The following is a 26,365-nucleotide window of genomic DNA, read 5'->3' as shown; positions in this document are numbered from 1 at the left end:
TCGTATGAAACTCTTCAAGTCCGCAGACCTCATTCGCAAAAGCAAGTACATCAGCCGCGACCTGAGCTGGTTGCGGTTTAATTACCGCGTGCTGGACCAAGCCAAAGACCCGAGCCGGTCGTTGTTTGACCGGCTGCGGTTTATGGCCATCACCTCCTCGAACCTCGATGAGTTCTTCATGATTCGGGTGGGCTCGTTGTATAACTATCTAGATTACGGCAAGGAACGCGTCGATTACTCTGGCCTACGGGAGCTGCCGTTCCGCCGGAAGCTGCTGGATTTCGCGCACCGGTTCGTCAACGACCAGTCGATGACCTATCTGAACGAGTTGAAGCCGCTGTTCGAGAAGAACGGCTTCAACGTGCTGAAGATGTCGGAGCTGACAGAGCTGGAGCTGAAGAAGGCCGATGGCTACTTCAAGAACACCATCTTCCCGCTGCTCACGCCCATGGTCTACGACTCGTACCATGGCTTCCCGCTGATGATGAACTCCATGCTCATTTTCGGAGTCGTGACGCGCTCGGCGGGCGGTGATGCGGAGGCCGAGAAAGGGCAAGAGCGCCTGACGTTTGTGCAGATTCCCCAGAACCTGTCGCGGTTCTTTGAGCTTACGCGCAAAGACAAAGTCATCTTCGTGCCTATTGAGGAAATCGTGCGGGCCAACCTGCCGAAACTTTTCCGCAACGTGGAAATTGTGTCGGCCGATATGTTCCGCATTACCCGCAACGGCGACTTCACGCTGGAGGAATCCGATGATATCGACGTTGACTTCATCAAGGAAATTCAGCTAGGCCTCAAGACGCGCAAAAAGGGCCGTGTGGTGCGCCTGGAAGTGGAGCCGAATGCCTCTAATGCGCTTACAGGCGTGCTGAAGGAGCGCTGGAATATTGATAACGGCAACGTGTTCGTCATCAACTCTCTCATTGATATGAAGGGGGTGTTGCAGATTCTGAAACACCCAAATTTCCGTGGCAAAGCGGCCAAGATTCCTTCGACGGTTACGCCCCTGAGCCTGCCCGAAGGAGCTGAAGAAAACCTCTTCGAATACCTGAAGACGCACGATGTGCTGCTGCACCACCCCTACAACAGCATTGAGCCGGTAGTGGAGCTGCTGGAGCAGGCTGCGGAAGATCCGCATGTACTGGGTATCAAACAGACCATCTATCGCCTTGCCGACGACTCGCGCGTGACGGCAGCACTGCTGAAGGCCGCCGAGAACGGCAAGCACGTATCGGTGCTGTTTGAGGTGAAGGCGCGCTTTGATGAGGAGCGTAATATCCGGGAAGGTGCGCGGCTGGAGAAGGCCGGTTGCTTCGTGATTTATGGGGTGAGCAAGTACAAGACGCACACCAAAATGCTCATGATCATCCGGAAGGAAGGGGAGAAGGTGACGCGCTACGTGCACATCGGCTCCGGCAACTACAACGAGCAAACCTCCCGCATCTACACCGACGTGAGCCTGCTCACAACCAACGATGTGTACGGCCACGATGTGTCGGAATTCTTCAACGTAATCACGGGCCACTCGCAGCCCGACGATTACGAATATCTGATTACGGCACCGAAGGACATGCGTCAGCAGCTTATTTCGCTGATTCGGGAGGAAGTGCGCAATGCTAAAAAGGGCTTGCCCAGCGGCATCGTGATGAAGATGAACTCCCTTGAAGACCGGGAGATGATGGATGAGTTCTACCGGGCTTCCAAAGCCGGAGTGCCCATTCGATTCATTGTGCGCGGTATTTGCTGCCTGCGGCCCGGTAGGCCAGGTCTAAGCGAGAACATTGAAGTGCGCAGCATCGTGGGCGACTTTCTGGAGCACTCCCGCATGTTCTATTTCCACCAAGCCGGCGACCCTAAAGTGTACGCAGGCTCTGCCGACCTGATGGTGCGCTCCTTTGATCGGCGTATTGAGGCCCTGTTTCTGATTGTGAACCCGCAGCTGAAGCGCGAGGCCATCAACATTCTATACTTCAATCTCAAGGATAACCAGAATACTTACCTGATGCGGGAAGACGGTGCCTACATCCGTCGCCAGCCCGCCGAAGATGAGCCCGTGTTCAACGTGCACAAGGAGTTTTACCAGCGCAACTTTGGCATGGTGGCTGAAACGGCTTTGTACGACGAATACCTGTGTCGGGCAGAGGTTTCGGCCATTCATAACACCGCAGATGGGCAGGAGTCCATTCCGGCCGATGACCGGCCCAACGCCCCCGACCCCGCTGACTCGCAGCCGGAGCCACCGGTACCGGTAGATTTGGGCGGAGAGGAATTTCAGCCCATAGCGTAAAATCAGGCCTGTCATGCATCAAAAGGAAGCCCCAGACTTACAAGAGTCTGGGGCTTCCTTTTGATGCATGACAGGCCTAGTGGCTTATTCTATTTCCGTAGGCCTGCTTTGTACAGTGGTTTTCGGGGAGCCTATCTTGTGGTCGTCTTTGGAGCGAAACTCCTCGAAATGCTCCTCAAACAAGGTTTGCAGCATCCCGTCTTTCAAGCCGATATCGGGTACAATCATCTGGTGGATGTTGGCCCATTCCATGGCGGATAGGTAAATCTGGCCAGCTGGAATGATGACGTCGGCGCGGTCGGGGTTCAGCAGGGCTACGTTCACGCGCTCATCCATGCTCATGCTCATCAGGTGGTCGAGGATGGTGCCGATGCGGCGGCGCGAAACCGGCTTATCTACCGATGGCTGAGCCATGCTGTAGAGCTTGTTGATGTTGCCTCCCGTACCAATGGCGCGGGAAACGTGGTAGCGGCGGCCGTTTTCCTTTACCCACTCCTCCATGTGCTGCCACGTAGCATTCTGGGCATCGGTGCCCGCTAGGCCAGATTCGGCCTGCTGCATGCGCCGGATGGAGCCTACCTCAAACGACTGCGAGGCTACTTTGCGGCGGTTGTAGTAGATGTTGAACTCGGTACTGCCGCCGCCCACATCAATGTGGAGGTAGTGCTTGTTGTCTTCGAGTAAGTGCTCAATTACGCGGTTGATGTAGGCCGCTTCTGCTTGGCCATCAATCACCTGCACCGTCATGCCAAGTTCTTGCTGAATGCGGGCCGCCACTTCCTGGCCATTGAGGGCCGTGCGCATAGCGGAAGTGGCGCAGATGAGGTAATGGTTGGGTGCTACATCATGCACCTCCATCAGGAGCCGCAAGGCGTGCAGAAACTTGATGAACTTCTCCTGTTTTTTCTCCGAAATCTCGCCGGTCGCAAATACGTCTTCGCCAAGCCGCAAGGGGTAGCGGACATACTCTACGCGCTTCAGACGGTACTTATCGCCGTAGTGCAGCACTGCCGAAATCTGGCAACGCACCGCGTTCGATCCTATATCAATGGCGGCTAATTTCAGGAGAGGATAGTCCATCGGCAGAACAGGAAGTGGAAGTTGATTGGCCAAATATAGCCGTTCCGGGTGGGTATGGAAGTGGCCTAGGCCAGTGCTACTACACAACACGCCTTGCCCCCGAAGGAACAAGGCGTGCTAAGCATCAGGATGCCATTCAATTATCGATGCGGAAACCTAGTCCAAACTGTATAAGGCCATTTTCCGGCGACTTCTGATACGATACCGACAAGGCAAACTGATCGGAAACGGGGGCAATGTAGAAACCCGCGCCGTAGCCATCGTGCCAGCCATCGGGCGACGACCCTTTATAGTACACGCGGCCCTTGTCGTAGAAGCCAAAGACGCCGTAGGAGAACGGCAGGAAGGATGTACGTACCCGGCCCAGGGCCAAGCGCAGTTCCGTGTTTACGTACAGACTGGCGTCGCCGGTAAAGCGGTTGCGGTAGTAGCCCCGTAGGTTTTCGCGTAGGCCTAAGCTGGTGAACTTGTAGAACGGAATTTCGTCGTCGTTGCCGTAGTTTGTGGCGCCGCCCGCCTTGAGCACGAGCGTTACCGGAATACCCAAACGGGCTGTACCGTAGTAATCTGCATAGCCTTGGGTCAAGCCAAAGTTGCCTTTTCCACGGTTTAGCTGATGGTAACTATCGTGCTGCACCCGCAGTCGTACGCCGCGGCGGGCAAAGTTCTGCCGGTCGCGCAGGTCCAGGTCCAGCAGTGCATTCAGGCCAATAAGGCGCTGAAAACTGGCATTCGGAACATCAGTGGCCGGATCCGGATTCTGCAGCAACTGGCCTAGATAGCTGTTATTGGCGTAGTTAGACGTGTACTGCTCGTAAGTGGGGCCTATGCGAAATACACTACGCTGCAAAAACACCCGCTCCGTGAAGGCACCCAGGGTAAAGCCTTTGTAACGGGCTTTGTAGAAGTTGTCGTTGTAAAGATTCTGGTCCTTGGTAGTGTTGTTGCCGAGGCCGAAGAAGTTATAGAACGGGAAAAAGTTGCCGTACTCGGTGCGGGCGCCAATGTCCCACTTGCCAAACGCGTAGCGGTAGCGCGAGGCCAGCGCCACCTGGAAGTTGCCGTTGCTGGAGCCCCGCACATCAAACGAGTACATCGATTTGAAACCGGGCTTGCGGAAGCCCTGCTGCACAAAATCGGCCCCAATTCCGGCCCCGAATCCGTCGCTCTGGTTGTAGATGATGGTAGCTCGAGGCTTGTAGCTGTTGTACTCAAACTGCTCCCGGTCGTAGCGGTTGATGGTGGGGCGGGCGGAGAAGTGGTTGTCGGTTTCGGGGCCGGCTTTCAGTTCCGTATCGGGCACGTCGTACACCTTCGTAAGCGCCCGTAGGCCACTTACGCGTGAGTCGTCGGCAATCTGGTCTTTCCCCTCGCCACCAATGATGCGCACCAGCACGCTGTTACTTGCGGCGCCCGTTACTGTGAACGTATCCTTGCCATCTAGGCCATAGAGGCTTACTTCTTTGGTCTCACTGGGCAGGAAGGTGCGGTCAAACAGCGGTTCGCCGTTGGGGCCGTTGCCTTCCTTGGCTTTATCAAACATGCGTACCCGCACGTTGCCATCGGGTTGGCGGTCTACCTGAAAGACTTCGGCCTTATTGGAGCCTACTACATCAACGCGCTTAGCCAACAGGTGGTAATACTCGTCGAGGGCTTTGGGCAGTTCCTGAATGCGAGCTTTCAGCTTGCGGTTCAGGTCATTGCCGGAGAGCGGCATCATCTCGGGTGGGAGCTGGGCCGTGGCTTCGTCAATGGCCGCCGGCGTGATCTGGGCCTGCAGGTAGCGCCCGATTTCCTGCCATTGCTCCCGGTTCAGAGACTGTAGCAGGAATCTATCCAGGTGGCGGGCGGGCCAGTTAAGGCTTTTCATATCATGAAACTCCGACTGGAAGTCCTCGATGCTCGGCACGGCCCACTCCCGGTTGGCCAGGTAGGTCAGCTTGCCATTCCAGAGCGTAAACGACTGGTCCCGGTCGCGCGGAATGGGCTTGTACACGGTCTTTTTGCCGTCTTCGTAGCCCGCCCATTTCCAGTTATCTTCGTGCTTGCCGAAGTCGGCCACCAGCATATCAAATGCCCGTGCGCGGCCCAGAGCCACGGCATCAATGCGGTTATCGTTGTCTTTATACAGCTGCCGGAAAAAGCTGAAGGAACGCCGGATGTTATCGGCGCCGCCGTAGCCCGGCAAGTTGGGCTTCGGATCGACGGGGCGGTCTTCCAGCGTGCCCAACAAACCGGCGTATTCCTGGCGGTAGGGGCCTAGCTGGTTGTTGTCGGGTAGCACGAACAGCCGGGGGCGCGCATGCAGAATATCCGTCTTATCTAGCAGAGAAGTAATAACCAGACCCGAATAGGGGTGCGCCGTGGGCGTAATGCCGCGCAGCACGTCGGCGGCAAAGGAGTTGCGCAGCTCTGGGGGCAGAATGCGCGTCACGTCCTTATCTACGGAGCGGAATACGTACTCCGAGGAGTCGGCGGCAATGAGCTTGAGCGAGGTAGTCTGGCGTCCACCCCCGCGTCCGAAGGGCCGTAGGCCACCTTTTTCGGTCGCTAGGTTTAAGGTCTGGACTTGCACGGGCTGCGTCCAGGAAGTGCGGTACAAGTCGCCGAGCCAAAACCTGGATGAGCCAGTGCCGACATACTGAGGGCCAGCAGCCAGCTGTTGGGTGGGCTGAAAGGCAGCATCAGTCTTCATTTCTGCCACGCCTTTAGGGGCCGTGGGGCATTCCGGGATAAAGCTGTTGACCGGAATATTGGGCAGGCGCGGCTCCTGGCAAGCCGATTGAAACAAGGTAGCCGTGTAGGCCTCTTTGGCGGTAGAACCGTTGCCCTCAAAGGTGTAAAAAGCGGAAGTTACCTTGCCATCGGCGTAGTAATCGAGCCGCGAGAATCCTTCCTGGGACTCATTGAATTGGGAGTTGCGGTTGTGACCTACGTGTTGCTTCTGGGCGAAGGAGCCTGAAACTATGTGGTAGCTGTCATCATTGCGGGTCAGCTGCAGGCTGAAATCGTGGGCGGCGGCGTACACCGCGCCGGGGTTTTCGCGCAGCGTGTTCAGCATTTCCTTCTGGAATTCCTGATAGGCCGGGTTTGCCATATCGCGCGGCGTGCCTACGTTTTGGCGGTAGGCCGCATAAATAGTGCCCGCCACTGGTGGCAGCAAGTGGCGGCTTAGGGGCATGCTGCCACCGTATACGCCATTGCTAAGCACGGGCTGGTGGCCTACGAGCAGCACGTTACGCCCTTTAGTATCGTCCAGCACATCCTGCAGCTGCTCCCGGAATTCCTCCTTCGTCATGGTTTTGCAGTCCGTGTTGGGCGCTTCCGTTTTCTCATACGGGTGCGTCCACCAGGGCGAGTTGATGGCCACGAGGCGCACCTGGGGCGCTACATCTATCACCTCTGGGCCAGGACAGCCTCCGGTAGGAGCGAAGGCATTCTGATCGGGGAGCTTGTCTTCGATGTATTTCTCGAGGCGGCGTACACGCTTCAGGCCATCGGGGCCGGAATTAGCCCAGTCCTTATCACCAGGTACAAAGTACAGCTTGCCATTGGGTAGGCCCTGGACCAGTGCAATCAGGGCATCGGCGCGGGCGGTTTGGCCGGCTTGGCTAGAGTCGCGCTTGCTTCCCAGGCCCTCGTTGCCCACAATATCACCCAGATGCACTAACGTAAATGTACCGCGCTGCTGCTCCAGCGTGCGGCGCAGGGCCTGCAGGTGGCTCGCGGGCAATTCTGCCGTGGCCGTATTGCCGAGTAGGAATACAGTATGCGCGGGCGTGACCGACTGCGAAAAAGCGGGAAAAGTGACTGCCAGACCTAGGCCTGCCAGAAATGCACCAGTGTAACGTAGAGGCATAAAGAAGTCATAGTGGAGCCTGTTCTACGGAGATTAAGTCGCAACGATTTAATTCTGTTTTAATTTATGCCAGTTGCGCTTGTACTTCTTCTATTTGGGTCTGCCTCTGATGAGGCAAGTGGCCTACGGAGCAGACGTTGCAGTAGTAGCACAACGACACAGGGCAGGGCCACCCAAAGCACCTCAGTGAGCAGCACCCGAGTAGCCCATTCGCCTACAAACTTCTTCACTTCAATAGGGGATACCGCAATGGGCCGCAGGCTCAGGAAATAGCGCTCCGCATCAAATGGGCTGAAGAAAGCAACTCCCAGTCCACCTGTTGTCATGCCATCGAGCAAGCCATGCGAGGCAGTAGCCAGAAACAACAGGAGCCATAGTCGCCCACTCGGAACTGCCCTCCCAGGATTGGCCCGAAGCTGCTGTAGGCCAGTAAGAGCCGACGCTAGCGCCGCGGCCGCCAGCAAGGAATGCGTAAGGCCGCGGTGGCCCCACAAACTGCCGTAGGCCACCTGAAACTTAAAACCGATTACGTCAATATCGGGCAGAAATGCACAGGCTGCGGCCGCCAGCCACCACTGCCAATAGCGTTTGTCGGGAAGCAGCAGTTTCCCTAGAGTGGCACCCAACAGTGTGTGCCCGAAAATAGAAGCCATAGGGCCAATGCTAGTTTTAGTTGCCTGATAGTAATTCCTGCGCCACACGCGGAACGCCGGTAGTGGCGGGCTCCCGTACAAAATGCACGTTTGGCCCTGCCGAAACCGGCGGCTGATTGGGGTCGATTATATATATCGGGCAATCGGGGCGGGTATAGTGTAGCAAGCTGGCAGCGGGGTATACCTGCAGCGAAGTCCCGACCACCAGAAATACATCGGCGGTGGCAGCTTCCTGCATGGCCTGCTCCATAAGCGGCACCTGCTCCCCAAACCATACAATATTAGGCCGCAACTGATGGCCTTTTTCACAGACATCACCAAGCTGAATTACATCGGAAGTCATCGGGTACACCAGCTCCTCATGGCGGGTGCTGCGCGATTCCATCAGCTTACCATGCAGATGAATCACGTGGGAGCTACCGGCCCGCTCATGTAGGTCGTCTACATTTTGGGTCACGATAACTACATCGTAGGCCTGTTCCAACGCCACCAGGGCCAGATGGCCCGCATTGGGTTGCGCCAGCCGGGCTGCTTGGCGCCGCTGGTTATAGAAATCAAGCACTAGCTCCGGATTACGGGCCCAGCCTTCTGGTGAGGCTACATCTTCCACGCGGTGCCCTTCCCAAAGCCCATCGGAGCCCCGGAAGGTGGCTAGGCCACTCTCTGCACTAATGCCCGCGCCGGTCAGTACTACCAGTTTTTCTCTCATAGTATCGGGGTTAATTGAATGCAGTAGAGACGATAGTAAGGCAGTTCCTGTTGCCCGGTAAAGTGGTTTTTACGTTTCCTGAACAGCCATTCCCTGCCAGCAATGGCCTACAGACTGCAGTTACTCGAAGCGCTTTAGCTCATTCTGGCTGAACGTCCACTCAGGTGTAAATACCTGTTCCTGACTGGCGTCGAGCGCAAACCAGGCTCCGTAAGATTGGAATGAGTCGGGCTTCAGGACGTGCATTTGCTGGGCCGGCATATAGCTCTGCGCCAGCAAGGCAACCCGGCGGCCTATACTGGGCTGCAGGGCCACATCCAGCACCAACACGGCATGCCCCGGCGAGCCACCCCGAATGAGCACGTCGCCGGGCTGCACCTGTGCCAGCGGAACCGACACCAGTTCCCTGCTCAACGACAATGTGCCCGCGTACGTGAAAATCTGGTCCATATACCGCCGAAAAACCGCGTGAGTGGGCAATTCTGCGGGTTTTGAAGCAGGAAGGACCTGCTCGCCGGCCACTCGGAAAGTGCGGCCGCTATACCAATCCTGAAAGCGGATATCGTGCCCACTGGTCAAATGGAAATGCACCTGTGTAGGGTCTTGGCTAAATAGATATTCTGCCCGCAACCGAATCACGGCATCAGCGCACTGCTGCAGGTCGCGGGAGCCGGTATTCAGGTTCAATACGGCCGCGTGTACATCCTGGCGGTCCTTCAACTCGCCATTGTGCAGGTGCACCGATGAGCCGGTCGGCAGCAAAGGCAAATACCGCAGCCACTGCCCAAAGCTACCCGAGGTTACCGCTACCCGCTCATAGCCCGTCGGAGCTGGAAAGCGGGCGGCAAGGCTCTGTTTAGGGTTGTATTGGCCTTTCTGGAGCCACTGGTACTGGCCTACGGCTGAGGTCGGGAGTTGCTGGGCAGCAGGTAAGGCAGGGGTTGTAATAGCACCACTTAAGCCAAAGCAAAGGCTCATGATGCTTAATAGAGTATACGCCGAGTTCATAAAGAATTGGGTAGGGCAATAGAGCTGAATAAAGATATGGATTTCAAGATATCTTAACAGCTAGAAAGGCTCCAACCGCACTGGTCAGAGCCTTTCTAGCTGTTAAATAGTAGTATTTGGAAACCTACTTCGCTTTCGTAGCCGCTTTTTTAGCGGTAGTGCCCGTAGCTTTCTTGGCGGCCGGTTTCTTGGCGGCTGGCTTTTTAGCCGCCGTTTTTTTGGCGGGCTTATCCGCCGTATCAGCGGCTGTAGCGGCAGGTGCTTTCTTCGCGAAACGGCCTCCTTTAGCAGGCTTATCTGGGGTAGCATCTGCTAGCTCCAGGCAGCGTTCCAGCGTAAGTTCAGCAGGCTCTTCGCCTTTCGGAATCTTCACGTTTTTCTTGCCTACCACAATGTAAGGGCCGAAACGGCCATTGAGTACCTGCACATCCGGGTTGGTCGGGAAGTCTTTGATGAGGCGCTCTGCATCCGATTTGCGCTTAGCCTCAATCAAATCTACTCCTTCCTGAGCCGTGATGGTGTGCGGGTCCTGCTCCTTGGTGAGGGAGTAGAACTTGCTGTCGTGACGGATGTAAGGTCCGAAGCGGCCTAGGGCAGCCGTCATGTCCTTGTCCTCAAATTGGCCTACAATACGTGGCAGCTTGAAGAGTTCCAGCGCTTCTTCCAGCGTGATATTCTCAATGAACTGCCCTTTGCGCAAGCTGGCGTACACAGCCTTTTCGCCTTCCGGGGCACCTTCCTTCGGCTCTATCTGCACATACGGCCCAAAGCGGCCTAGGCGCGCCGTTAGCTTCTGCCCGGTTTCGGGGTGTAAGCCTATCTCGCGGGTGCTGCCCAGGGTGCTGCGCTCAATATCCTGGCCACGCTCCACTGTTTCGTGGAACTTGCCATAGAAACCGGATAACATGTCGGTCCACACTTCGCGGCCGTTGGCAATCTGGTCAAACTCGTCCTCTACCTTCGCTGTGAACTGATAGTCCACAATCACAGGGAAGTGCTCTACCAGGAAGTCGTTGACAACCATGGCCGTATCCGTCGGGAATAGCTTGGCTTTGTCGGCGCCGAAGGTTTCGGTTTTTACTTCGGTTTTCACCGTGTCGCCGTCCAGCGTTAGCACATGGAACTTGCGCTCCTTGCCTTCGCGGGAATCTTTCTCCACGTAGCCACGCTTCTGGATGGTGCTGATGGTAGGAGCATATGTAGACGGACGCCCAATGCCCATTTCCTCCATCTTCTTTACCAGAGAAGCTTCTGTGTATCGCGCAGCCGGCGCCGCAAACCGCTCCGTAGCCCGCAACTGTTGCAGCGGCAACGACTGGCCTACGGACAGTGGGGGCAACCCGCGCGAGAAAGTCGATTCGGTAGGAGCTTCGTCCTGCACTTCCTCATCCTTAGATTCGGCGTAAGCTTTCAGGAAACCTTCGAAAGTGATTACCTCGCCCGTAGCCGTGAGCATCGTGCCCGGCTGGGTGCTGATGCTGATAGATGCCACCGTCCGCTCAATCACGGCATCGGCCATCTGCGAGGCCATTGCCCGCTTCCGGATAAGGTCGTAGAGGCGCTGCTCCTGCGAGTCAGACCCGGCTTTCACCAAGGCAAAGTCAGTAGGCCTGATGGCTTCGTGGGCCTCCTGGGCCGAGGCCGACTTGGTTTTAAACTGGCGGGTTTGCGCGAATTCCGGCCCGTAGGCCCGGCTGATTTCTTCTTTAGCGGCGGCCAGGGCATCCTGCGAGAGGTTTACCGAGTCCGTCCGCATGTAACTGATTTTACCCGCCTCATAAAGCTTCTGGGCTACGCTCATGGTCTGCGCCACCGAGAAACCCAGCTTGCGCGAGGCTTCCTGCTGCAGAGTAGAAGTAGTAAACGGCGGCGCTGGGCTGCGTTTGCCGGGTTTCTTCTCTAAGTTCTCAATAGAATAGGAAGCGCCTACGCAACGGGCCAGGAAAGCTTCTGCTTCTTCCAGCACCTTAAAGCGGGTCGGCAGCTCGGCTTCCAGCACCGCACCACGGCCAGCATCAAACTTGGCTACCACGCGGTACGCAGAGGAAGTTTTGAACTGGTTGATTTCCCGCTCACGCTCCACTACCAGCCGCACCGCTACTGATTGTACCCGGCCAGCCGAAAGCCCCGCTTTTACCTTTTTCCATAGCACCGGCGACAGCTCGAAGCCTACCAGTCGGTCCAGTACCCGGCGGGCCTGCTGGGCATTCACTAAGTCCAGGTTAATCTCCCGGGGGGTATCAATAGCGTGCAGAATAGCATTCTTGGTGATTTCCCGGAACACAATTCGCCGCGTCTTGTCGCTGCTGAGGTTCAGCGTTTCCGACAGATGCCACGAAATAGCTTCGCCTTCGCGGTCATCGTCACTGGCCAACCATACCGTCTCGGCTTCCTTAGCCAGCTTTTTCAGTTGGCTGATAATCTCCCGCTTGTCTGCCGAAACCACATAGGTAGGCTTAAAGCCATTCGCTATGTCGATGGCATTATTATCCTTGGGTAAGTCCCGCACGTGACCGAAGCTGGACTTGACAATAAAGTCTTTGCCCAGATAACCTTCAATCGTTTTGGCCTTTGCCGGAGACTCTACTATAACTAGATTTTTGACCATACAAGGAGGCAGATGCTTCTAACGCTGGGTGGGTACTCATGTAAAAACGGCGAGCCCAACGTAAAGTTGAATTTTGCCGCAAAGATGCTGGAATAATCCGGCGCAACCACGCAGTCCGCTAATAATGCGTAGGCGGGTATACTATAAGGAGCAACTGGGGGAAGTTGGTTCAACCACTTTGCGAAGGCAATTAGCTAAGAATGCGGCAGTTAATATTTTTAGCCAACTTTTTTGCGGCAAAGCTCGCTGCAACACGGTATTTGTTACCTTTGTAAGTCTTGGAACTCGTCCACCTGTAGTTCCGTTCGTGCACCGCCTCATCTCAGAGGTTTCGCCACCACTCCTTCGTTTATGGCTTCAGCTAAGATGCCCAAGAACAATCTTCCGGAAACCGATATGCCGGAGACGCTAGACTCAGTCGCCTCTACGTCCACTAACGGTTCTATGCCTGCCACTCGGCCCTCGGATAACTCTACGCGGAAGCGGGGGAGTAGCCCGCAGATAACGTCCTCGGCTGATTCTGACTATGTGAATGAGCAGCTTAACCGCGTGCTCTACGCCCTCGATGCCTTTAAAAAAGGCGACGTATCGGTGCGACTCACCAAGCAGAACGACGACATTTTTGCGGAAATAGCAGAGGCCTACAACTCCATGGTGGAGATGATTGGTGGCGTAGGAGGAGAGGTGTCGCGCATATCGAAGGTAGCTGGGGTTGAGGGTAACCTCAAGGCTCGTGCCTCGGCTGATAATGCCGCCGGTTTCTGGCGCGACATGATCAACAACATCAACGGCCTGGTGGATAGCATTGCCGTTCCTGTATTGGAAGTAGGCAAGGTGTTGAAGAACATCAGCAAAGGAAACCTGGATGAAACCTTCCAGATTCCGGTGTCAGGTGACTTCAAGGTGATGGCCGAAACCATCAACAAGACCATTGACAACCTCAACCTGTTTGCCGGCGAAGTAACGCGCGTGGCCCAGGAAGTAGGTACCGAGGGTAAGCTAGGTGGACAAGCTTCCGTACCGAACGTAGGCGGTATCTGGAAAGAGCTGACTGACAACGTAAACTACATGGCCTCCAACCTGACCTCTCAGGTACGAGACATTGCCAACGTAGCTACCGCTGTAGCAAAGGGTGACCTGACCCAGAAGATTACGGTAGATGTAAAAGGCGAGCTGCTGCAGTTGAAGCAGAACCTCAACCAAATGGTGGACTCGCTGAACCTGTTTGCTGGTGAGGTAACCCGCGTAGCGCAGGAAGTAGGTACGGAAGGTAAGCTGGGTGGCCAGGCCTCTGTACCAAACGTTGGCGGCGTATGGAAGCAGCTAACGGACAACGTAAACACGATGGCCTCGAACCTGACGCTTCAGGTACGAGACATTGCAAACGTAGCTACCGCCGTAGCAAAGGGTGACCTGACTCAAAAAATCACGGTTGATGTAAAGGGCGAGCTGCTGCAACTCAAGCAGAACCTGAACCAAATGGTGGACTCGCTGAACCTGTTCGCCGGCGAAGTAACCCGCGTGGCCCAAGAGGTAGGCACCGAAGGCCGCCTTGGCGGCCAGGCAGTCGTGCCGAATGTGGCCGGCGTGTGGAAAGAACTGACGGACAACGTAAACTACATGGCCTCGAACCTGACTTTGCAGGTGCGAGATATTGCCAACGTGGCTACTGCCGTAGCAAAAGGTGACCTAAGCCAGAAGATTACGGTAGATGTAAAGGGCGAGCTGCTACAATTGAAGCAGAACCTCAACCAAATGGTGGACTCGCTGAACCTGTTCGCCGGCGAAGTAACCCGCGTGGCACTTGAGGTAGGCACCGATGGAAAGCTGGGTGGCCAAGCCTCCGTACCGAATGTGGCCGGCGTGTGGAAAGAACTGACGGACAACGTAAACTACATGGCCTCGAACCTGACGCTTCAGGTACGAGATATTGCCAACGTAGCAACCGCCGTAGCCCGCGGTGACCTGAGCCAGAAAATGGCCGTTGATGTGAAAGGAGAAATCCTGGAGCTGAAGAACATCCTCAATCAGATGGTGGACTCGCTGAACATCTTCGGTGATGAAGTAACCCGCGTGGCCCGCGAAGTAGGTACCGAGGGTAAGCTAGGCGGCCAAGCCAACGTGCCCCGCGTAGGTGGTACCTGGAAGGAACTGACGGACAACGTAAACACGATGGCCTCGAACCTGACGCTTCAGGTGCGGGATATTGCCAACGTAGCTACCGCCGTAGCAAAGGGTGACCTGACCCAGAAGATGACAGTGGATGTAAAAGGCGAGATTCTCGACCTGAAGAACATCCTGAATCAGATGGTGGACTCGCTCAATATTTTTGCCGGCGAGGTAACCCGTGTGGCGCGCGAGGTAGGTACGGAAGGTATTCTGGGTGGTCAGGCCAATGTGCCGAGTGTATCGGGTACCTGGAAGGACCTTACCGATAACGTAAACACGATGGCCTCGAACCTGACCTCTCAGGTGCGAGACATTGCCAACGTAGCAACCGCCGTAGCTCGTGGCGACTTGAGCCAGAAGGTGACGGTAAACGTGCGCGGCGAGCTGTTGCAGCTGAAGGAAAACCTCAACCAGATGGTGGACTCGCTGAACACGTTCGGCGACGAAGTAACCCGCGTGGCACGCGAAGTAGGTACGGAAGGCCGCCTCGGTGGTCAGGCCGTAGTACCAAACGTACGCGGTACCTGGAAAGACCTGACGGATAACGTAAACACGATGGCAGCCTCACTTACCTCTCAGGTACGAGACATTGCTAACGTAACTACCGCCGTAGCCCGCGGCGACCTAAGCCAGAAAGTATCAGTTGATGTTAAAGGCGAGTTGCTCGACCTGAAGGACAACATTAACCGGATGGTGGACTCCCTGAACATCTTCGCTGGCGAGGTAACCCGCGTGGCGCAGGAAGTAGGTACGGAAGGCCGCTTGGGTGGCCAAGCCAATGTGCCTAACGTATCGGGCGTTTGGAAGGACCTGACCGACAACGTAAATACGATGGCGGCCAACCTTACCACGCAGGTACGTGGCCTAGTGAAAGTAGTAACGGCCGTATCGCAAGGTGACTTGACCCAGAAGCTGACGCTGGACGCCAAAGGCGAAGTAGCGGACCTGGCCGAAACCATCAACCGAATGGTGGATGACCTGAACCGACTGGCGGTAGAAGTTAGCCGTGTGGCGAAAGTTGCTGGCGTGGAAGGCAAACTGACGGAGCGCGCCTCGGTAAGTGATGTGAGCGGCTCCTGGAAAGAACTGGTAGACACCCTTAACGCTCTGATCGAGTCGATTGCCTCGCCAGTACTGGAAGTGAGCCGCGTGGTACGCGCCATTTCGGAAGGTGACCTGACGCAGCAAGTAGAAATTCAGACGACTGGTGATATTCTCGCTATGTCGAATGCTCTAAACCTTGCCGTAGACAACCTCAACGAGCTGCTCGGCGAAATCAACGAGTCGTCGCAGATTGTGGGCGAGTCGTCGGAGGAGATGGTGCTAAAAGGTCAGGAGATGAGCCGCGTAACCGTGGACGTTGCCTTGGCCATGCAGCAAATGGCAGAAGGTGCACAGAACCAAGCACTCAAAACTGACCAGGCATTCAAGCTGATCGAAGAGATTATGCAGGCCACCAAAGAAACGGCTGGTAAGGCCGACGTTGGTATTAAGGCAGCTATTCTTGGTGAGCAAACCTCGCAGCTCGGTCTGAAAACGGTAGCTGAAGTGGTAAAAAACATGGAGGAAATCAGCAGTGCAGCTGCCCAAACCTCTAAAACCATTGAAGTACTAAGCACACGGTCGGGAGAAATCAGCAAGTCGCTGGGCGTTATCACCGACATTGCGGCCCAGACCAACCTGCTGGCTCTGAACGCCGCCATCGAAGCAGCCCGAGCCGGTGAAGCTGGTCGTGGTTTCGCGGTAGTAGCCGAAGAAATCCGGAAACTGGCCGAAGGCTCACGCAAATCGGCCAACGAAATTGCTACGCTAGTAGAGGACGTTCGAAAGGATACTACCTCTGCTGCAACTGCAATTTCGACCATGGAAGGCCGGGTATTGAAAGGCAAAAACGCCACGTTCGAGGCCAGCTCGGCCTTTAAGAACATTGCGACCAGCAGCGGCGAAACCCTGCGTACTTCACGCGACATTCTGACGGCAACGGAGATTCAGAAAACCTCCATTGGCGACGTAGTAAAGTATGTAGAGGAAGTGGTAGCTATTGCCGAGCAAACGGCATCGGGCACCCAGCAGGTGGCCAGCACAGCCAAGCAGCTCTCCACTTCTATGCAGGAACTGACTACCAGCAGCCAGAACCTGACGGATATTGCAGATGACCTGCAACTAGGTCTATCGGCCTTCCAGTTGATGGAAGATCTGGAGCCAGAACCCGAGCCGGAGCCAGAGCCCATCCGTCGTCGTCAGACGCGCCGCAATGCGGTAGCTGCCCCGGCTCCCGCTCCGGCAGCACCTGCTACGCGGACTCGGCGAGTTGCTCCAGCGGCCGCAGATCAAGCTTCTAGGCCAGCAAAAGCAGCTTCTAGGCGTGTAAGAGCGCTGAATACGGCTGTGAAGCCAACGGACCCTGTTACTCCTGAAAAAGAGAATGCTTCTACCCGCAAGTCTTCCCGCCGTACAGCGCCAGTTGTAGCTGCCAAGGAAGTAGCTACAGCTGAAAAGCCTCGGAAGGCAAGCAAAGCCAAGTAACCACACTTCAATTTGTATCGACGAAATACCAGACCTGCTTCTCTAAGAAAGCGGTCTGGTGCTTCGCTCTCCCGTTTTAGGTATGGCTGACGCCGATAAAAACGCCAAGCAAGAAGCCCTTATTCAACTTATCGTCTTTCGATTGGGCGAGGAAGAGTATGGGATTCGGATTGAGCAAGTGAAGGAGGTGACCATCACCCCGGAAATTGCCCGAATGCCGAAGACACCCTCCTTCGTAAAAGGCATTGCCAACCTGCGGGGCGATATTGTGACTATCATCGATTTGGAGGAGCGGTTTCAGCTTCGTCCGGTTGGTGAAGAACTGCCAAACGTAACGTATACCCTGGCCATTGAGGCCAAGGATTACACTATTGGAATAATGGTACGGGAAGTCCCTCAGCCACTTTCCATCCCGATTTCCATCATTGAGAAGGCGCCGGAATTTATCCAGGATATCAATATCCATGATAAATACATTGAAGGTATCGCCAAAACCAATGGCCGCATCATTGTGGTATTGGATATGCTGAAGCTGCTTACCCCAAGCGAAATAATGCAGTTACAGCCCAAAGGGGAATCTTCCGCTGCGGCTGCGCGTACAAAAGCCTGAGTTTAACGCACTGTTCAGCTTCCTTCTCTTTCTTCAGACCTACTTCCTTTTTATGAAAAACCGCATCCTCATCGTCGATGACTCCTTTTACATGCGCACGATGCTTAAAAATATGCTTACCGACGCCGGCTATGAGGTAGTAGGAGAGGCGGCAAATGGACAGCAGGCACTGGATCTGGCTGCAGAAACCCGGCCCGATCTGATTACGCTGGACGTTATTCTGCCAGATAATACTGGCCTAGATGTACTGAAAGGGATCAAGCAGGTGCAGCCGGAAGTGAAGGTGGTGATGTGCTCAGCAGTTGGCCAGGAGGTAATTGTGAATGAAGCCCTGGAAAGCGGTGCCACGGCTTACATCGTGAAGCCGTTCTCAGAGGAAAAGGTGCTTGAAATTGTGGGCATTGCCCTACAGGACTCAGAAGCGGCGCAGTCCTAAGTTGATTTGAGTGCCTGGCTTCCAGATTTTTCTGTTAGCCAACTTGTTCCTTCGCGTAGCTATTCCGTGCTTAATCTTCTTTCTCCTTTTACCTTATTGCTTGGTAACCTGCCCACATTTGTGGCGGCAGAGCTAACCCGGCTGTTGCATACCGATCCTGCTTTGCGGGTAGTAGGCAACGCTATGGGCTCTGACGAACTGTCTCGGCAGGCGCGGCTATTGCAACCAGGAGTAGTGGTAGTGGGAGAAAGTCAGCTGTTGGGGCTTGAAGTCCTGCGCAGACAATACAACGGGCCGGTATTATTATATACTACCCAGCAGCCTTTGCCTGGGATGCTGCGAGAGGTAGCCCGTTTTGGCGTTTATGATTACATAAAGCCAGCACCTGCGCAGAATGGACCCGAGTTGATGGAATGGCGCCGCCAGGTGAAGCGTAAAGTAAATGCTGCTCGCCCGAAGCCTACTGCCGCACTTCCCTTAACTGATGGAATGCGCCCTGTAGCTGCTCCGTTGCCACCGCGTGGGGTAGTAGTTATTGGGGGCTCCACTGGAGGTGCACCGGCCGTAGAACATGTGCTTCGGTTGTTACCGGTTGACTTTCCTTGGGCCGTTGTAGTTGCTGTGCATTTACCAGCATCCTTCACCGATACGCTGGTAGAACGCCTGCGCCGCGTTTCGGCACTTCCGGTTGCGGCAGCTACTAAAGGCAGCGCGCTGGAAGCAGGAAAAGTGCTGGTGGCACCTGGTGGCACAAATAGCATCATCAAAGTAGGCGCAATGTATCCCTGGCTGGGTTGGCAAACTGATTTTGTGAGCGAAACCAGCCTGGATGTACCCTCCGTGGATATTCTCATGCAATCAGTGGCCCGAACGGTTGGGCGCAATGTGGTGGGCATAGTCCTGACTGGCCTAGGCCATGATGGCACCAGTGGGGCCCGTCATATTCGGGAGCAGGGTGGGGTGGTAATAGCTCAGGATGAAGCTTCTTCTGCTGTGTTTAGCATGCCCAAATCGGTTATTGAAGCGGGGCTGGCCAATGCAGTATTGCCGCTGCACGATGTAGCTGGGTTTTTGGTACGACATGTAGCCTCTAGGCCACTTAGGCATCTAGGCCTGTTTTCTGCTACTCCTCAAACTTTGCACTCATGAAGTCGAGGGAGCAGGAATACCGGGAAATATTCATGTCGGAGGCGCTCGAGTATTACGACGCCATGAGCCGCCATATCAGTGAGCTGGAGCGCAATCCAACGGATGAGCCCGCCCTGAATGAGCTCTTCCGGCTCATGCACAACCTCAAATCGAATGCCCGGGCTATGGGCTTTATTCCCATCGGGGAGGTTGCGCACCACATGGAAACCATTTTCGGGCTCATTCGCAGCAAGGAAATGACCTTCACTGGGACCGTAGTGCCGGTTCTGTTCAAAGGAATTGATACCATCGGAGAAATGGTGCGGGCCGTTGGTGCCGACCAGGAACTGCCGGATGTGGTTCGCCTGCTCGACAACCTCGACCGCTTAGTGAAGGGTGAAGAGCCTGTGCTGGAGGAAGCGGTAGAAGACGATGAAGAAGCCGGCCGCAAGCTGGAGCTTTCGGATCTGGTATATATCCAGATCAAAAAGCTCGACCACTTGCTTAACCTGGTAGGAGAGCTGATAATTGACCGCGACCGGGTCCTGACGCTTAGTCAGGAAATTGGGAATCCGGCTCTTATAGCGGCGGCGGCGCACTTCTCACGTATCGCCGACGATCTGCAGTACAGCGTCATGGATGCTCGCCTGGTAGGCGTTGGATCTCTCTTCAACAAGTTTCCACGGGTGGTGCGCGATGTGTCTGCCGCGGAACAGAAGGATGTGGAGCTGACCGTAGTCGGGGAGGATATCCAGATTGACCGTAACATTCTGCAGATCATCACGGATGCTTTGCTGCACTTGGTCCGGAACGCCATTGGCCATGGCTTGGAAACACCAGCCGAGCGTGAAGCTTCCGGCAAGCCTGCCCAAGGGCATCTGACCCTCTCTGCGCAGGCAGAGCGGGATGATGTGTTGATTCAGGTAATTGATGACGGCCGCGGAATCAATGTAAATAGTGTGCGCCGCAAGGCCATTGAGCGCGGCCTGGTAGGGGCCGATGTGGCAGCTACTCTCTCAGATGAGGCCGTGCAGGCGTTTCTCTTTGAGCCCGGCTTTTCGATGGCCAAGGAAGTAACCGAAATTTCGGGAAGGGGCGTCGGTCTTGATGTCGTGAAACTGGCTATTGACTCGCTCGGCGGGCAGCTTCGGGTTGACTCGGTGCTAGGCCAGGGCACAACCTTTACCTTGGTGCTGCCGACGTCCATCGCCGTAAAGGGTGCTTTGCTATTTGTACTGGAAGACCGCAACTATGCCATTCCGCTCATGCACACCGATTCGGTGGTTTCGTTGCAGCCAGACGATTTCCACGTAGTGGGCGGTATGTTGCTGGCGCGCGTACAAGAAGAAAATGTGCCCGTGGTGCCCTTGCGCCGCTTATTGCACAACGGCGACGGGCCGCTGCCGGCTGCTAACAAAGCAGACTTACACGGCCGCCAGGATATTATTATCGTGAATTACAGCAACCGTAAGCTGGGCCTTATCGTTGATCGGTTCCTGCGTCAGCAGGACATCGTGATTAAGCCCATGAGCAAGCCGCTGGATACCATTGATTTGTTTGGTGGCGTTACGCTACTAGGCAGTGGGCAAGTGTGTTTGGTACTTGATGTACCGGCCCTTACCCGTCTGTTTTTAGCCCGACGACCTTAACCAACGACACGAAGACCTCCAACTACTGGCCTAGGCCAGTAGCCTCACCAACTGAATGACTCCTATGGATTTGCACATGACGGAACTGGAGCGGGACATTATCCGCGAAATCCTGAACATCGGGCTGGCTCGCGCCGCCGATTCGTTCGCGGTTATTGCCCAGGAAAAGGTGCTCCTCGAAGTTCCTAACCTCAATATCGTATCGGGGAGCACAATTCTGGAGAAAGTTAGCGAGCTGCAGCAGCAGCATGTTATCATTCAGTCAGATATCCGGGGAGATTTCAATGGCACAACGCTCATGTTCTTTTCCGGCCAGCATGTGCAGCGCCTTTCGCGCGTGTGTTTGCGGATGACGACTTCCGATTCCGTTCATATTGATGATATGCAGGAGTCCCTGCTGCTGGAAATCAGCAATATTATTACCGGTGCGCTGGTGACGCAGTTGGCTAATATATTGAAAGCCAGTATATACGGTGCTCCGCCTGTGCATCCGAAAGGGGACATGACGAAGGCCCTGCAAATTCTGATGTCGGACCGCCCGATGGTGCAGCCGCTGATTTTCTCGGTTATCACGCAGTTCTCGGATAAGGCAAACTCGGTGGAGTTGCCGCTCATGATTTTCTTCGATCGGGATACGTTTGAGAAGATTCTCGACATTATCCGCACCTATGATTTTATGGGTGGCCAGCAGGCCGATTAGTCCTTTTGCAGGCCTCTCGGCCTGTTCGCGTCGCCGTGGCCTCCGGGGCTGGGACAGAGCTACTGAAGCTGTGTCGTAGCTAAGCGGGGGCCTTGGTGTTTTCCTGATTTTCCTTTCAACCTCTCCTCTCACATGGCTGGCTCAACAACATCCTCATTAGAGCAGAAACTTGCTCATTTCGACCCCAACGCCCTCGGCGACACTGCTGGCGGCTTGTTCGGGTTACCGTTCACGCCCGAAGAGGCCCAAGTAGTAGTAGTGCCCGTTCCATGGGAAGTTACCGTGTCGTACCGTGCCGGAACGGCTGAAGGACCTGCCGCCATCCGGGAGGCCTCGTTGCAGGTTGACCTCTACGACCCAGACCTGCCCGATGCGTGGCGTATGGGCCTGGCCATGGAAGAGCCCGATGAGCAGATTGCAGCCCAGAGCCTGGAGCTGCGCCCCATTGCGGAAGAGTATATTGGGTGGTTGGAAGATGGTGAGCCCGAGGAAGGGCACAAGAAATTCTCACCTGTGCCCGCTCGGATAGGCCTACAGGGTCAGGCCCTGCTGGAATGGCTCAAGGCTAAAACCGGCGCGTTGCTGGATGCCGGTAAAGGGGTAGTAGTACTGGGCGGCGACCATAGCACGCCCCTGGGCTACATGCACGCGCTGGCTGAGCGTCACGAGGAATTCGGCATTCTGCAGATTGATGCGCACTGTGACTTGCGCCCGGCCTACGAAGGCTTTGAGTTTTCGCACGCGTCCATCATGTACAATGCCCTGAAGCTGCCGCAGGTGAAGAAGCTGGTGCAAGTAGGTATCCGCGACTACTGCCAGCAGGAAGCTGAGTACATCGAGCAAAGCAATGGCCGCGTAGCCCTGTTTGCCGACCGCTTTCTGCAGGCTGAAATGCTTGGTGGCAAATCATGGAAGAAGGAGTGCAAAAAGATCATTGCCCAGCTGCCCCAAAAAGTGTACCTCAGCTTTGATATTGACGGCCTCGACCCCAAGCTGTGCCCCGGCACCGGCACCCCTGTACCAGGTGGCCTAGAGTTTGAGCAGGCACTGTACCTGCTGCGTATGGTAGTACATTCGGGCCGTACCATCATCGGCTGCGACCTGAACGAGGTAGCACCCGGTGATACCGAATGGAACGCCATCGTAGGTGCCCGCCTGCTGTATCATATGGCCAACTGGATGGGCGTTTCGCAAGGCCGGCTGAAGGCTAAAGCGGTAGAGAAATAGGGGAGGCCCAACGTCAGGAGCGTTTTTGCGTATCGGGTGCTAGGCCTAGAGTGGCCTAGCATCTCTCTCCTCACTCCAACCCTACACTACTCATGGGATTTATTCTCAAGTTCCTGCTCTCGGCCATCATTACGTATGTGCTGGCCAAGTTTCTCCCCGGCTCACATATTGGCGGTTTTGGCGATGCCATTATCCTGGTAGTTGTGCTGGCCATTTTGAATGCGGTAGTGAAGCCGATTCTAAAAATTATCGGCCTCCCCATCACCATTCTCACGCTAGGCCTGTTTCTGTTTGTCATCAACGCTCTTATCGTGATGCTGGCCAGCTACTTGCTCACCGGCTTTGAAATTGACGGCTTTATATCAGCCCTGATTTTCAGCGTAGTTCTTTCGCTAGTAACATCGGTAGTCGATATGATTGTGGATTAACGCCACACTGACCTATAGCAAAAAGCCCCAGCTGCCATGGCAGCTGGGGCTTTTTGTTGAGGCTAGGCCTCTTCTTGTAACGAGGCTCTGCGCCGATGGCGCCAGGCCCGTATAAGTACTACAGCAGCAGTACCAAGAACCAGCAGGGGCCACGCGGTTACAAGCGCCAGCACGAGGCCCGTAAGGAGCTCCCAGCCATTAAAGAACGCCTGTGCAAACCGGCTGCTGAAGGAGAGAATAGGGGCATCGGGCGTATTCAGAGCCAGCACCTGATAATAGGTTAGCGTGATGGTAGAATAGGTGACTTGGTCGTTGAGGGTTTTGAGCCGGCTTTCGGTCGATTCGATTTCCTCACGCACTTCTCCAATCTTTTCCTCGATGGCCAGAATGTCCTCAATCTTCTTGGCCTTGGTTAGGAGCGCCACGTAGCGATGCTCAACGGCTCGCTTGGTAAGCAGCCGTGCCGATACATCGGCATGTACGGACGTTACATCATCGGTGCTAAGGGTTTTAGACTCTAGCGCGCCCAGCCCATTGAGGCTATGGAGTAGGGACTGAAACCGCCCTGGCGCAACCCTGATTTTCATTTGATGCTCCCACTTGCCTTCCTCCCGCTCCTCCGAGGCGTCCGAGATGTAAGCCCCATATGCTTTCGTCAGGCTGTCCATGCGGGAGTTGGCGCGGATCAGGTCGGCCACTTTCACCCGAACATCGGCATGATAGATGATCTTCCGGGTTGAAGCAGGAGCGGCCGTCGGAAGAGTTCCATCAGTGGGTAAGCCAGGCTGAGGTGCCTCAGGAGGTGTAGGAGCAGCAGGGGCCGCAAGCGCCGCTGCGTCCATCGACGGAGCTTCCATCAACTCGTTAACCTTTAGTTGTTTATCCGATGCTGCATTGGGCTCTTGTTGCTTCTCGCATGAGCCTAGCGTGAGCAAACCACTGATACAGAGGAATAAGATGGTGCTTTTCATGGGCGTATAAAGTAGAGAGTGGATCGGCCCCGCTAATGCTATCTGGAATATGAACGGGACATATAGGATAACTAGTATAGAGACAAAAAAGCCCGACTTCGGAGGAAGTCGGGCTTTTTAGTAGGTCTAGGCCAGGTTTAGAGGCGTCGGATCTGAGCACCCAGCGCCGTCAGACGCTTATCGATGTACTGATAACCGCGGTCAATCTGCTCCACGTTCTCAATTACGCTGCGGCCATCGGCTGAAAGTGCCGCGATAAGCAGGGCCACACCTGCCCGAATATCCGGCGAGGTCATGGTAATGCCGTGCAGCTGGTTGCGCTGGTCGAGGCCAATAACGGTGGCGCGGTGCGGGTCGCAGAGAATGATTTGGGCCCCCATATCGATGAGCTTATCCACGAAGAACAGACGCGACTCAAACATCTTCTGGTGAATGAGCACTGTGCCTTTGGCTTGCGTGGCTACTACCAGCAGTACGCTCAGCAGGTCAGGCGTGAGGCCAGGCCAGGTATGGTCGGAAATGGTCAGGATGCTGCCGTCGAGGTACGTGGCAATTTCGTAGTGCTCCTGAGCGGGCACGAAGATATCGTCGCCGCGGAATTCCAGCTGAATGCCAAGCTTGCGGAACGTGTCCGGAATCAGGCCCAGCTCCTGAATCTGGCAATCCTTGATGGTAATTTCCGAACCCGTCATGGCGGCTAGGCCAATAAAGGAGCCGATTTCGATCATGTCGGGCAGCATGCGGTGCTCCGTGCCACCCAGGCGCTCCACACCTTCAATAGTGAGCAGGTTGGAACCGATGCCATTGATTTTCGCACCCATGCGCACCAGCATTTTGCAAAGCTGCTGCAGATAAGGCTCGCAGGCGGCATTGTAAATGGTGGTGATGCCTTCGGCCAGAACCGCGCCCATCACAATGTTTGCGGTGCCCGTAACGGAGGCTTCGTCAAGGAGCATATAGGCGCCGTGCAGGCGCCCTTCGGTGCTGATGCGGTAGAAGTCTTTGCCTTCCAGGGTGAGCTTACCACCCAGTTTTTCCAGGCCTACAAAGTGCGTGTCAAGGGGCCGCCGGCCGATTTTGTCGCCGCCGGGCTTGGGCAACTGACACTTGCCGAAGCGCGCCAGCATGGGCCCCAGAATCATAACAGAACCCCGCAAAGCGCGACCTTGCGCCACAAACTCGGGAGTGTCGAGGTAGTCCAGGTTTACGGCATCAGCCTGGAAGCGGTATGTATCTGGCGAGAGCTTACCAACTTTTACACCCATGTCGCGCAGCAACTCAATGAGCTTATTGACGTCGCGGATTTCGGGAATGTTGCTGATCGTGACGGGCTCATCGGTGAGCAACACCGCGCACAAAATCTGGAGAGCTTCGTTCTTAGCGCCCTGGGGCACGATTTCGCCTTTCAGCGCTTTACCGCCGATTACTTCAAAAGAGGCCATGTAGGAGAGAAGTTAGAAGCTAGAAGCCAGAAGCTGGAATTTTTGCGGCTACGCTTATTCCAGCCTATGACTGCTAGTTTCTTAAGAAAATTACTGAGGAGGTTGTTGTGGTTCCTGGCGGCCTTTTTTGCCGCCACGGCGCTGCTGCTTGTCGCGCCGGTTATTGTTGCCGCCGGAACTGCCCCGCCGTATATCCCGGTCCTGGCGCGGCTGCGACACGACGAAGGATGCCTGCCGGCCAGAGCCAGCTGGGGAGGTCGGCACGGTGAGAAACTCAAACAAATTCTGCGCATCCACCTGTTCTGGGTCAAGGGTGAGCTGCCCACCGGAAAGCTCCTTGAGGTGCTTCAGAATCGTGACGTCCTTGGCGTTTTCCTTGTTATGGGAACGGTACAGGAACTTCATTGTGCGGCCAATCACGATGGTAGCCTGCTCGCGCTCCGTAGGGTCTTCGAGCGTAATGGCCTGCGCTATGAGTTGCTCCACGGCCCGGCCATAAGCGCGCAGTTTGGGGCCTTTGCTGGGGTAGGCCACCCGAGCCGGCTTAGTTTGGTTAGCAGGAGCGGCCAGCGGGAATGGGCTGTCCACATCCAGCTCGCCATCGGCCATTTCGAAGATGTGATTCCACACCTTTTGCTGGCTTTCGGGCTGGTCGCGGAGACTGGGCTGAATCCGGAAGATAAGCTGCACGATTTGCTGCGCCCGGCGCGTGCGCTCGGCGCGGTCCTCTACATCACGGAGCTGCTGGACGAGCTGAAACGTGCTCTGGCCGTACTCACGCTGGAGGAGTTCGTGTTTATGAAGAGAAGGAAGAGTCATAGGAAAGCAGTAGACAGACGAATGCTGCCAGACAAATATACGCCAAACCTCAGCCC

General features: G+C 55.5%; 18 protein-coding genes. 9 read left to right on the top strand and 9 right to left on the bottom strand.

Going from position 1 to position 26,365, the window contains the following annotated elements:
- Positions 1-4 precede the first annotated feature (4 nt).
- Positions 5-2,287, top strand: coding sequence for a polyphosphate kinase 1 (gene ppk1, locus CFT68_RS05795; RefSeq protein WP_088842449.1), 2,283 nt, complete (start codon positions 5-7; stop codon positions 2,285-2,287).
- A gap of 84 nt (positions 2,288-2,371) precedes the next feature.
- Here the strand turns inward: ppk1 and CFT68_RS05790 are convergent, their stop codons facing one another.
- The 6 genes from CFT68_RS05790 to topA all read right to left on the bottom strand — a co-directional run bounded on the left by CFT68_RS05790 (position 2,372) and on the right by topA (position 12,204).
- Positions 2,372-3,367, bottom strand: coding sequence for a Ppx/GppA phosphatase family protein (locus tag CFT68_RS05790; protein ID WP_170934706.1), 996 nt, complete (start codon positions 3,365-3,367; stop codon positions 2,372-2,374).
- Between the two features lie 136 nt (positions 3,368-3,503).
- The gene (locus CFT68_RS05785; protein ID WP_088842448.1) at positions 3,504-7,226 is read right to left on the bottom strand and encodes a BamA/TamA family outer membrane protein; all 3,723 of its coding nucleotides are present in this window, start codon (positions 7,224-7,226) and stop codon (positions 3,504-3,506) included.
- Between the two features lie 59 nt (positions 7,227-7,285).
- On the bottom strand, positions 7,286-7,879 hold the full coding sequence (locus CFT68_RS05780) for a metal-dependent hydrolase (RefSeq protein ID WP_088842447.1): 594 nt from the start codon (positions 7,877-7,879) through the stop codon (positions 7,286-7,288).
- A gap of 16 nt (positions 7,880-7,895) precedes the next feature.
- On the bottom strand, positions 7,896-8,588 hold the full coding sequence (locus CFT68_RS05775) for an SIR2 family NAD-dependent protein deacylase (protein ID WP_088842446.1): 693 nt from the start codon (positions 8,586-8,588) through the stop codon (positions 7,896-7,898).
- Between the two features lie 120 nt (positions 8,589-8,708).
- Positions 8,709-9,566, bottom strand: coding sequence for a DUF4846 domain-containing protein (locus CFT68_RS05770; protein ID WP_170934705.1), 858 nt, complete (start codon positions 9,564-9,566; stop codon positions 8,709-8,711).
- A gap of 154 nt (positions 9,567-9,720) precedes the next feature.
- Positions 9,721-12,204, bottom strand: coding sequence for a type I DNA topoisomerase (gene topA, locus CFT68_RS05765; RefSeq protein WP_088842444.1), 2,484 nt, complete (start codon positions 12,202-12,204; stop codon positions 9,721-9,723).
- A gap of 444 nt (positions 12,205-12,648) precedes the next feature.
- On the opposite strand from topA, the gene CFT68_RS05760 reads away from it, so the two are divergent.
- From CFT68_RS05760 to CFT68_RS05725, 8 genes are all read left to right on the top strand, one after another.
- Entirely contained in the window at positions 12,649-16,899 is a 4,251-nt protein-coding gene (locus tag CFT68_RS05760) for a methyl-accepting chemotaxis protein (protein WP_245815286.1), read from the top strand.
- A gap of 82 nt (positions 16,900-16,981) precedes the next feature.
- A complete protein-coding gene (locus CFT68_RS05755) occupies positions 16,982-17,509 on the top strand; it encodes a chemotaxis protein CheW (protein WP_088842443.1) in 528 nt (175 codons plus the stop codon).
- Positions 17,510-17,561: 52 nt separating this feature from the next.
- A complete protein-coding gene (locus CFT68_RS05750) occupies positions 17,562-17,945 on the top strand; it encodes a response regulator (protein WP_088842442.1) in 384 nt (127 codons plus the stop codon).
- Positions 17,946-18,011: 66 nt separating this feature from the next.
- Positions 18,012-19,094: a chemotaxis protein CheB gene (locus CFT68_RS05745; RefSeq protein WP_141106462.1), complete on the top strand. Its 1,083-nt coding sequence runs from the start codon at positions 18,012-18,014 to the stop codon at positions 19,092-19,094.
- Positions 19,091-20,722: a chemotaxis protein CheA gene (locus CFT68_RS05740; protein WP_088842440.1), complete on the top strand. Its 1,632-nt coding sequence runs from the start codon at positions 19,091-19,093 to the stop codon at positions 20,720-20,722. Before CFT68_RS05745 ends, CFT68_RS05740 begins: the two co-directional genes overlap by 4 nt.
- A 64-nt stretch (positions 20,723-20,786) precedes the next feature.
- Positions 20,787-21,422 carry a chemotaxis protein CheC gene (locus tag CFT68_RS05735; protein ID WP_245815285.1) on the top strand — a complete coding sequence of 212 codons (636 nt, stop codon included), beginning with the start codon at positions 20,787-20,789 and terminating at the stop codon, positions 21,420-21,422.
- A 132-nt stretch (positions 21,423-21,554) separates the two neighbouring features.
- Positions 21,555-22,649: an agmatinase family protein gene (locus tag CFT68_RS05730; RefSeq protein WP_088842438.1), complete on the top strand. Its 1,095-nt coding sequence runs from the start codon at positions 21,555-21,557 to the stop codon at positions 22,647-22,649.
- A gap of 92 nt (positions 22,650-22,741) precedes the next feature.
- Entirely contained in the window at positions 22,742-23,077 is a 336-nt protein-coding gene (locus CFT68_RS05725; protein ID WP_088842437.1) for a phage holin family protein, read from the top strand.
- Positions 23,078-23,139: 62 nt separating this feature from the next.
- Here the strand turns inward: CFT68_RS05725 and CFT68_RS05720 are convergent, their stop codons facing one another.
- The 3 genes from CFT68_RS05720 to CFT68_RS05710 all read right to left on the bottom strand — a co-directional run bounded on the left by CFT68_RS05720 (position 23,140) and on the right by CFT68_RS05710 (position 26,309).
- Positions 23,140-24,048 (bottom strand): DUF4349 domain-containing protein, encoded by a 909-nt coding sequence (locus tag CFT68_RS05720; RefSeq protein WP_088842436.1) that lies wholly within the window; start codon positions 24,046-24,048, stop codon positions 23,140-23,142.
- Between the two features lie 137 nt (positions 24,049-24,185).
- Complete coding sequence (murA, locus tag CFT68_RS05715) at positions 24,186-25,490, bottom strand: UDP-N-acetylglucosamine 1-carboxyvinyltransferase (RefSeq protein ID WP_088842435.1); 1,305 nt, start codon at positions 25,488-25,490, stop codon at positions 24,186-24,188.
- 90 nt (positions 25,491-25,580) lie between these two features.
- The gene (locus CFT68_RS05710; RefSeq protein ID WP_088842434.1) at positions 25,581-26,309 is read right to left on the bottom strand and encodes a DUF4290 domain-containing protein; all 729 of its coding nucleotides are present in this window, start codon (positions 26,307-26,309) and stop codon (positions 25,581-25,583) included.
- Between the last annotated feature and the right edge of the window lie 56 nt (positions 26,310-26,365).

The sequence above is a fragment of the Hymenobacter gelipurpurascens genome (genome assembly GCF_900187375.1).
In the GTDB taxonomy this organism is placed as follows: domain Bacteria; phylum Bacteroidota; class Bacteroidia; order Cytophagales; family Hymenobacteraceae; genus Hymenobacter; species Hymenobacter gelipurpurascens.
The sequence above is the reverse complement of the archived record's forward strand: the minus strand, read 5'-3'. Positions and strand labels throughout refer to the sequence as shown.

Excerpts from the sequence above, each read along its gene's own strand:
- ppk1 (WP_088842449.1), top strand. The coding sequence starts at position 5 with ATGAAACTCTTCAAGTCCGCAGACCTCATTCGCAAAAGCAAGTACATC.
- CFT68_RS05790 (WP_170934706.1), bottom strand. The coding sequence starts at position 3,367 with ATGGACTATCCTCTCCTGAAATTAGCCGCCATTGATATAGGATCGAAC.
- CFT68_RS05785 (WP_088842448.1), bottom strand. The coding sequence starts at position 7,226 with ATGCCTCTACGTTACACTGGTGCATTTCTGGCAGGCCTAGGTCTGGCA.
- CFT68_RS05780 (WP_088842447.1), bottom strand. The coding sequence starts at position 7,879 with ATGGCTTCTATTTTCGGGCACACACTGTTGGGTGCCACTCTAGGGAAA.
- CFT68_RS05775 (WP_088842446.1), bottom strand. The coding sequence starts at position 8,588 with ATGAGAGAAAAACTGGTAGTACTGACCGGCGCGGGCATTAGTGCAGAG.
- CFT68_RS05770 (WP_170934705.1), bottom strand. The coding sequence starts at position 9,566 with ATGAGCCTTTGCTTTGGCTTAAGTGGTGCTATTACAACCCCTGCCTTA.
- topA (WP_088842444.1), bottom strand. The coding sequence starts at position 12,204 with ATGGTCAAAAATCTAGTTATAGTAGAGTCTCCGGCAAAGGCCAAAACG.
- CFT68_RS05760 (WP_245815286.1), top strand. The coding sequence starts at position 12,649 with ATGCCTGCCACTCGGCCCTCGGATAACTCTACGCGGAAGCGGGGGAGT.
- CFT68_RS05755 (WP_088842443.1), top strand. The coding sequence starts at position 16,982 with ATGGCTGACGCCGATAAAAACGCCAAGCAAGAAGCCCTTATTCAACTT.
- CFT68_RS05750 (WP_088842442.1), top strand. The coding sequence starts at position 17,562 with ATGAAAAACCGCATCCTCATCGTCGATGACTCCTTTTACATGCGCACG.
- CFT68_RS05740 (WP_088842440.1), top strand. The coding sequence starts at position 19,091 with ATGAAGTCGAGGGAGCAGGAATACCGGGAAATATTCATGTCGGAGGCG.
- CFT68_RS05735 (WP_245815285.1), top strand. The coding sequence starts at position 20,787 with ATGGATTTGCACATGACGGAACTGGAGCGGGACATTATCCGCGAAATC.
- CFT68_RS05730 (WP_088842438.1), top strand. The coding sequence starts at position 21,555 with ATGGCTGGCTCAACAACATCCTCATTAGAGCAGAAACTTGCTCATTTC.
- CFT68_RS05725 (WP_088842437.1), top strand. The coding sequence starts at position 22,742 with ATGGGATTTATTCTCAAGTTCCTGCTCTCGGCCATCATTACGTATGTG.
- CFT68_RS05720 (WP_088842436.1), bottom strand. The coding sequence starts at position 24,048 with ATGAAAAGCACCATCTTATTCCTCTGTATCAGTGGTTTGCTCACGCTA.
- murA (WP_088842435.1), bottom strand. The coding sequence starts at position 25,490 with ATGGCCTCTTTTGAAGTAATCGGCGGTAAAGCGCTGAAAGGCGAAATC.
- CFT68_RS05710 (WP_088842434.1), bottom strand. The coding sequence starts at position 26,309 with ATGACTCTTCCTTCTCTTCATAAACACGAACTCCTCCAGCGTGAGTAC.